6 protein-coding genes are annotated in these 6,495 nt (G+C 67.6%); all 6 read right to left on the bottom strand.

Translation table 11 applies throughout. The annotated features are described in order from the left end of the window. Positions 1-172 precede the first annotated feature (172 nt). Positions 173-1,048, bottom strand: a complete 876-nt coding sequence (gene rfbA, locus QZV72_RS14245) for a glucose-1-phosphate thymidylyltransferase RfbA (RefSeq protein WP_297009354.1) — start codon at positions 1,046-1,048, stop codon at positions 173-175. After that, a complete protein-coding gene (locus tag QZV72_RS14240) occupies positions 1,048-1,734 on the bottom strand; it encodes a dTDP-4-dehydrorhamnose 3,5-epimerase family protein (RefSeq protein ID WP_297009353.1) in 687 nt (228 codons plus the stop codon). The genes rfbA and QZV72_RS14240 overlap by 1 nt, the downstream gene beginning before the upstream one ends. Before the next feature lie 157 nt (positions 1,735-1,891). Continuing rightward, positions 1,892-2,296, bottom strand: coding sequence for a hypothetical protein (locus QZV72_RS14235; protein WP_297009352.1), 405 nt, complete (start codon positions 2,294-2,296; stop codon positions 1,892-1,894). 54 nt (positions 2,297-2,350) lie between these two features. Continuing rightward, entirely contained in the window at positions 2,351-3,439 is a 1,089-nt protein-coding gene (rfbB, locus tag QZV72_RS14230; protein ID WP_297009351.1) for a dTDP-glucose 4,6-dehydratase, read from the bottom strand. Then, a complete protein-coding gene (gene ccsB, locus QZV72_RS14225) occupies positions 3,439-4,542 on the bottom strand; it encodes a c-type cytochrome biogenesis protein CcsB (protein WP_297009350.1) in 1,104 nt (367 codons plus the stop codon). Before ccsB ends, rfbB begins: the two co-directional genes overlap by 1 nt. 76 nt (positions 4,543-4,618) lie before the next feature. Then, positions 4,619-6,376: a cytochrome c biogenesis protein ResB gene (locus tag QZV72_RS14220; RefSeq protein WP_297009349.1), complete on the bottom strand. Its 1,758-nt coding sequence runs from the start codon at positions 6,374-6,376 to the stop codon at positions 4,619-4,621. Positions 6,377-6,495 lie beyond the last annotated feature (119 nt).

Here is a 6,495-nt window from a genome sequence, read left to right as displayed (position 1 = left end):
GATGGTCGGACCGACCTCTCGTGTGAGGGTGTGTACTTGGTGAACGCCTGGCGGGTGGTTGAGACAGGTTGAGGGGAGCCCGGGCAGGCTGAGGGGAGCCAGGATGGTTGCGGAGTGCCCGAAAAGGATGGATCAGGGGCCGACAGGGGCGAAGTGAACGGAAAGACACCCCCTACCGGTCCTTGCCTCGCTCCAACAGTTCCCGCAGATACCCCGCATAAGCTGACCTGCCGTGCGCATCAGCGGCAGCGGCGAGCCCGGCGTCCCCGATGAAGCCCATCCGCCAGGCCACCTCCTCCGGACAACCGATCTTCAATCCCTGACGCTGCTCGATGGTGCGGACGAAGTCACCGGCGGCCATGAGATTGTCGACCGTGCCCGTATCAAGCCAGGCAGTGCCGCGCGGCAGGATCTCGACCTGCAGGTCACCGCGCTCCAGGTAGGCGCGGTTGATGTCGGTGATCTCCAGTTCCCCCCGGGCGGAGGGATGCAGCGACCGGGCGATGTCCACCACGTCAGGGGCGTAGAAGTACAGCCCCGGCACCGCGTAGTTCGAGTGCGGCTGCTCCGGCTTCTCCTCCAGCGACGTCGCCGTGCCGTCCGCGGCGAAGGTCACCACCCCGTAGTCGGACGGGTCCCGCACCCAGTAGGCGAAAATCGCCCCTCCCCTGACCTCGTGGAAGCGTCGCAGCTGCGTACCCAGGCCCGCACCGTAGAAGATGTTGTCGCCGAGGACCAGAGCCACCGGCTCGGAGCCGATGAAGTCAGCGCCGAGGATGAAGGCCTCGGCCAGTCCGTTCGGTGCCTCCTGCACCGCGTACTCGATGGACACCCCGAACTGCGAGCCGTCCCCGAGGAGCCGCCGGAACTGGTCGTTGTCCTCCGGAGTGGTGATGACGAGAATCTCGCGGACACCGGCGAGCATCAGGGTGGTCAGCGGGTAGTAGACCATCGGCTTGTCGTAGACCGGTACCAGCTGCTTCGACACACCGAGGGTGATCGGCCGGAGTCGCGAGCCGGTCCCGCCGGCGAGGATGATGCCTCGCATCACTCCCCCTCCCAGCCCTCGGCCTCCGCGGTGGCGGCCTCCCAGTCGTGGCGGAGCTCCTTCTCCCAGCCGCGGCACTCGGAGTAGCCGGGGAGGGACGCCCCAACCTCCCGGTACCCCGGTGCAGCCCGGTCCTTGTCGGACAGGATCAGGTCCCCCACCGCCAGCCCGGCGACCGACCAGTCGACGCCGAGGGCGGGGTCCAGCGGGTCGACGCCGTGCTCCGCATCCGGGTTGTACGTCTCGGAGACGAGGTAGCACACCGTCGCGGAACCGGAGCCCCGCGGGACGACGAAGCCGTGGCCCATCCCCACCGGCAGGTACAGTCCTCGCCGGTTCGCCGCGGAGAGTTCGACGACGAGGTGGCGTCCGAACGTTGCGGACCCGCGACGCAGGTCGACGATGACGTCGAGGACGCGACCCGCCACACAGGTGACGTACTTCGCCTGCCCCGGCGGCACGTCGGCGTAGTGGATGCCGCGGACGACGCCCTCGGCGGAGGTCGACAGGTTCGCCTGGGGGAGGTCGAGGGGGTAGCCGAGCTTGTCGGCGACGACGTCCGCCCGGAACCATTCGAGGAAGGTGCCGCGGTCGTCGGGAAAGACGCGGGGGGTGTTCACCCAGGTGCCGGTCAGGGGAAGATCGACGATGCCGGGTTCGTCAGGGATACCGCTGAACTCACTCATGCCCACAGAGCTTAGCCGCCGGACGCGACACCGCCCCTCTCCTACGCCGGTACGGACGCGTCGGAGATGCGACGGTGGCGGCGCCCGGCGTCACGCCGGTGCGGGACCCGGCGAGGGACCCGGCGCGGTGAGCCCCACGGGGAGAACCGTGCTCGGCTCAACGCACCTCGGTGGTGTTGAGGACACCACCGTCAGGGGTGATCCACCAGTTCACGTCCACACCGGCGTCGAGCCCCGCCGCCTGTCGCACCGGACCGTCGATGACATGCTGGACCGTACTGAGTACGGCGACGGTCGTCGACGGGCCCGAGAGGGTGACCAGTCCCTCCTTCGAGCCGGCGGCCGCCTCCGCGACCGGCACGGCGGAGAGGACCCTGGCGCTGACCGGGTCGATCCACACGTGTCCGTTCGCCGGGTAGATCCACTGGTCGGGCGTGGACGCGGGGGCGGCACCGGCCACAGGCGCGGTGAGTGCGGCTACCACCGTCCCCGCGAGCGCCAGCGTGGACGCGGTGAGCACGGTGAGCACGGTGCGGGTGAGGGTCCGGTTCAATCTCGTCATGGCCCCCGACCCTACGCGACCGTCCCCTCCCCGTCAGCTCCCGTCCGCCCACCGCTAGCGGTCCAGAACGTCCTCCGCTGCACGGTAGATCAGCTCGGCGTCCCGGCGGGAAGATTCCCACCACGCACGGTGGTCCCGGTACCACTCCACCGTCGCTGCCAACCCGGTGGCGAAATCGGTGTAACGGGGCTCCCAGCCCAGCGCGCGCATCGAGGACGGGTCGATCGCGTAGCGCAGATCGTGCCCCGGCCGGTCCGTGACGTGCACGAAGTCGTCCGCGTCCCGCCCGAACAGGCCGTTGAGCGCATGGACGCACTCAAGGTTCGACCGCTCCCCGTCGGCGCCGATGAGGTAGGTCTCCCCCACCACACCACGCTCCAGGATCGCCCAGACCGCGTCATTGTGGTCATCGACGTGGATCCAGTCACGCACGTTCTCACCGGTGCCGTAGAGCCGTGGCGTCACACCGTCGAGCAGCCCGGTGATCTGACGCGGCAGGAACTTCTCCGGGTGCTGACGCGGACCGTAGTTGTTCGAGCAGTTCGAGATCGTCGCGCTCAGCCCGTGGCTCCGCACGAAGGCGCGCACCAGGTGGTCCGCGGACGCCTTCGACGCCGAGTACACCGACGACGGCGCATACGGCGTGTCCACGGTGAAACGGTCCTCCGCACCCGGTTCCCCCGACCCCCGCAACGGCAGATCGCCGAAAACCTCGTCGGTGGATATGTGGTGCAGGTGGACCCGGTGACGCACGCACGCCTCGGCGAGCACCGCGGTGCCGCCGGTGTTGGTGCGCACGAACCGCAGCGGGTCACGCAGGGCGTTGTCGTTGTGGCTCTCAGCGGCGAAATGCACGACCGCGGAATCGCCGACGCCACCGGCCGACGCGGCCCCCTCCCCCACGGACGCCACCAACCGGTCGACGAGGTCGGCGTCCGTCACCGACCCCTCGACCACCTCGACGCCGTCCAGCCCGGCGAGGTTCGCCGGGTTCGCGGCGTAGGTCATGGCGTCCAGCACCGTGATCCGCACCTCAGGGCGGGTCTGCAGGGTGCGGTGGACGAAGTTGGAACCGATGAAACCGGCCCCGCCGGTCACCAGCAGACGGGTGGGCGTGCGGGGCCGGTCGAGAACGGTCGACATCAGTTCAGTCCGGCGTAGGAGTGCAGACCCGAGACGACGATGTTGATGAAGAAGAGGTTGAAGACCATCGTCGCGAAAGCGAAGACGTTGATCCACGCGGCCGGTAGGCCACGCATGCCCGGGGTCGCGCGGGCGTGCAGGTACGCCGCGTAGAGGATCCAGGTGATCAGGGAGACAGTCTCCTTGGGGTCCCAGCCCCAGAAACGGCCCCAGGCCGCGTGCGCCCAGATCGCGCCGAAGACGACACCCAGCCCGAAGATCGGCAGGGTCCAGATCGCAGAGCGGTAGGCCAGGGCGTCCAGCTTGGAGGCGTCCGGCAGCGGGGTGACGATCTTGCCGAGCCAACCGTGCTCCCGACCCTTCGGCTGCGCACGCCGCAACACGTACAACAGGGACGCCATGCCCGACACCAGGCCGATGCCGCCACCGACGGAGACGGTGGTGACGTGGATCCAGTACCAGTTGGACTTCAACGAGGGGACGACCGGCGCGATATCGGCGTAGAGCTCGTTGCCGGCGTAGAACAGCAGCACGATGATCGGGGTCAGCAGCCAGGGCCACAGCACCCGCATCGCCTTGCGTCGAAGCACCACGTTCGCGATGACCATGGCCACCCCCGTGACCACGGTGACGTACTCGAAGAGGTTGCCCCACGGGAACCGCTCGGCGGCGAGACCACGGGTGACGAGGAAAAGCAGGTGTACGGCGACGGTGAGCCAGATCAGCGTCTGGGTCATCCCGCCCCACTTGTCGGCACGGCGGAACTTCGCCTTGATGGCGTCCACCTGGAAGCTCGGCGGGAGGTCGTCCTCTGCCATCGACCCGGAGGCGATGCCGGAGACATCGTTCCTCTCGTCCGCGAAACCGTCGCCGACATCGGCACCGTCGGCACCGTCGACGCCGACAGCGCCGACGGCCACCTTCGCCTTCGCACCGGTCTTCTTCGCGTCACCGAGGATCCGGGTGCGCTCCCGCCGCGCGTCCGTCGCCGAGCGCAGCATGCCGTAGTACACGAGTGAAACGGCGAGGCTGATCAGGTACAGCACCACCGCGGTCTTGAAGGCCAGGTCGGAGAACTCGGCCAGCCCCTGGTTTCCGTACATCCGTCGGTTCCTCCGGTTCAGGTTGGATATCAGTGGACAACGCTACCGTCGCGGTGCGCCGCTCACCAACACGTCGTCACTTGTCGTCCTCGGTGTCACCGCGGGCACCCGGGTCGCTGCCGGTGTCGGTGTATCCGGTGGCGCCCGCACCTCCGCTGATCTCCCCCTCGCGGCGCTCCCGGGCCAGCTCACGGTCGAGCTCGTCCTCCCAGTCGTCCCATTCCGCGTCGGTCTGGTCGAACGCCTCATCGAGTTCCTCGGCGTCAAGGTGGAGCAGCTGCTCCGAGATGCGGTTGAACTCGCGTCCCCAGCCTGCGGAGTCGGTGCGGGCCAGGCCGGCGATCTCCAGGCGGCTGCCGCCGTCGCCGAGGTCGGTGACACGCACCCAGAACCGACGACGCTTGATCGTCAGCGAACCGACCAGGCTGATCAGCATGAGCAGTGCGAAACAGAGCACGAAAATCTCGGTACGGTCGCGGCTGATCTGCAGATTCACGAACTCCCTGGCGCCGTCGAAGGAGATCTTCGTACCGTCGTCGAGGGTCACGTCCTCACCCTGACGCAGGTTCACCCGGTCGAGCTTCTGCAGTGACCCGTTGTGCAGCTGCGTCTGGGACAGGGTGAAGATGTCCTGGCCGGTACCCGAGTCCAGACCCGTGTCGCCACGGTAGATGTCGATGGCGACCGCCGGGTCCTCCATCGCCGGGAAGCGCGAGGACAGCAGCGCGTTGTTCTCACCGGTGAACTCGGCCGTCGGGGCGAACAGACCCTGGATCGCCAGTTGATTCTGCCGGCGTTCCTGCAGGTCCGGGTACATTCCGGCCGGCGGATCCATCTTCAGTGCACCTGAGGAGAGGAAATAGGTGAGGTCATCCGGGCGGAACTGGATCGTCTCGGTGCGCTTCTCGCCGTTCGGCCAGGTGACGGTGAACGTCGGGGCATAGCCGTGGCCCTGCAGGTAGACGCGGTCACCGTTGATCGTCAACGGGTGGTTCACCTTCAGGGTGGTGTGATCCCACTCGTCGGTGGGTCTGAGGGCGTCATCCCCGGCGGCGTAGTCGACGCCCGAACTGAAGTCGACGGCCTGGCCGGAGGGAAGGTAGTCGGCATGGAAGTCCTTGACGTTGACACAGAAAGGCGTCAACGTGGTGCCGTCGAAGGTCGGACCGTAGCGCAACGAGTCGAAGTTCGCGACAGCGGTGTTGCAGAACTGGGAGTTCTCCGTACCCGCGACGACGATGACCTGACCCTCGTAGTAGACCATCCGACCGACGAGGACGGACACCAGGATGCCGACCAGTGACAGGTGGAAGACCAGGTTCGAGAACTCGCGGAGGTAGCCCTTCTCCGCGGAATACGACCACTTCCCCGCCCGGTCCTCGGACGCCTCCGTCGCCCCACCGGTCCACCGGCGGAACCTGGCGGAGATCTCTTCCTGCACCTGCGCGGCGGGGGCGTCGACCGTACCCGTGACGTGGTTCGGCATCCGGTCCAGCCGCTTCGGCGCGGCCGGCGGGAGCTTACGCAGGGCCTTCCAGTGGTCGATGGAGCGGGGCAGGATGCAGCCGATCAGCGAAACGAACAACAGGACGTAGATCGCGGCGAACCACGTGGAGCTGAAAACGTTGAACAGGCCCAGCCTGTCGTAGATCTCCGCGATCTTCCCGTTGGCGGCGAGGTAGTTGTCCACGTTCGCCGAGTTCAGGGACCGCTGCGGCAGAAGCGCCCCCGGGATCGCGCCGACGGCCAGGAGTAACAGCAGTACCAGGGCGGTACGCATCCTCGTCAACCACAGCCACGCCTTCTTCGGCCAACGGAGAATACTGCGGAGCATGGGGACCTTTCGTGCGGGTTCCGGAGTCGTCGGGCTCCGGCGGGGAAACTGTCCGGAAGTCTAGGGGCTGTCCCTGTGAGTACAGAAAACAGGGGCAACGGGGGCGGAGTGCGTGACCG

The sequence above is a fragment of the uncultured Corynebacterium sp. genome (genome assembly GCF_902782855.1).
GTDB lineage: Bacteria > Actinomycetota > Actinomycetes > Mycobacteriales > Mycobacteriaceae > Corynebacterium.
The sequence above is the reverse complement of the archived record's forward strand: the minus strand, read 5'-3'. Positions and strand labels throughout refer to the sequence as shown.